The organism is Burkholderia sp. SRS-25, from assembly GCF_004343765.1.
Taxonomy (GTDB): domain Bacteria; phylum Pseudomonadota; class Gammaproteobacteria; order Burkholderiales; family Burkholderiaceae; genus Burkholderia; species Burkholderia contaminans.
On record NZ_PTXM01000057.1, the window covers coordinates 1 to 1,070 of the forward strand.

The window sequence follows — 1,070 nt, forward strand, 5'->3', positions numbered from 1 at the left end:
CCCATCCCGCCGCCGATGCACAGCGACGCCAGCCCGCGCTTCGCATCGCGCTTGGCCATCTCGTGCAGCAGCGTCACCAGGATCCGGCAGCCCGACGCGCCGATCGGGTGACCGATCGCGATCGCCCCGCCGTTCACGTTCACCTTCGACGTGTCCCAGCCCATCTGCTTGTGCACCGCCAGCGCCTGCGCCGCGAACGCCTCGTTGATCTCCATCAGGTCCAGGTCGCCCGGCGTCCAGCCCGCGCGCTCCAGGCACCGGCGCGATGCCGGCACCGGGCCCATGCCCATCACGCTCGGATCCACGCCCGCGTTCGCGTACGCCTTGATCCGCGCCAGCGGCGTCAGGCCCAGTGCCGCCGCCTTCTGCGCCGACATCACCAGCACCGCCGCCGCGCCGTCGTTCAGCCCCGACGCGTTCGCCGCCGTCACCGAGCCGTCCTTCGAGAACGCCGGCTTCAGCCCGGCCAGCGATTCCGCCGTCACGCCGTGACGCACGAATTCATCGGTGGCGAACTGCAGCGGCTCGCCCTTGCGTTGCGGAATCGCCACCGGCACGATTTCGTCGGCGAAGCGGCCTGCCTTCTGCGCGGCTTCCGCCTTGTTCTGCGACAGCGCCGCGAATGCATCCTGCTCTTCGCGCGTGATCCCGTATTCCTTCGCGACGTTCTCCGCCGTGATGCCCATGTGGTACTGGTTGTACACGTCCCACAGGCCGTCGACGATCATCGTGTCGACCAGCTTCGCGTCGCCCATCCGGAACCCGTCGCGCGAGCCCGGCAGCACGTGCGGCGACGCGCTCATGTTCTCCTGGCCGCCCGCGATCACGATCTCCGCGTCGCCCGCGACGATCGCGTTCGCCGCCAGCATCACGGCCTTCAGGCCCGAGCCGCACACCTTGTTGATCGTCATCCCCGGCACTGCCGTCGGCAGCCCGGCCTTGATCAGCGACTGCCGTGCCGGGTTCTGCCCGGAACCGGCCGTCAGCACCTGGCCCATGATCACTTCGCTGACCTGCTCGGGCTTCACGCCCGCACGCTCCAGCACCGCGCGGATCACCGTCGCGCCCAG

1 protein-coding gene is annotated in these 1,070 nt (G+C 69.9%); it reads right to left on the minus strand.

What is annotated here, in order from left to right; translation table 11 throughout:
- Positions 1–1,070: acetyl-CoA C-acetyltransferase (locus C5O79_RS37865; protein ID WP_131932310.1), on the minus strand; the 1,070-nt coding region annotated here is incomplete at both ends.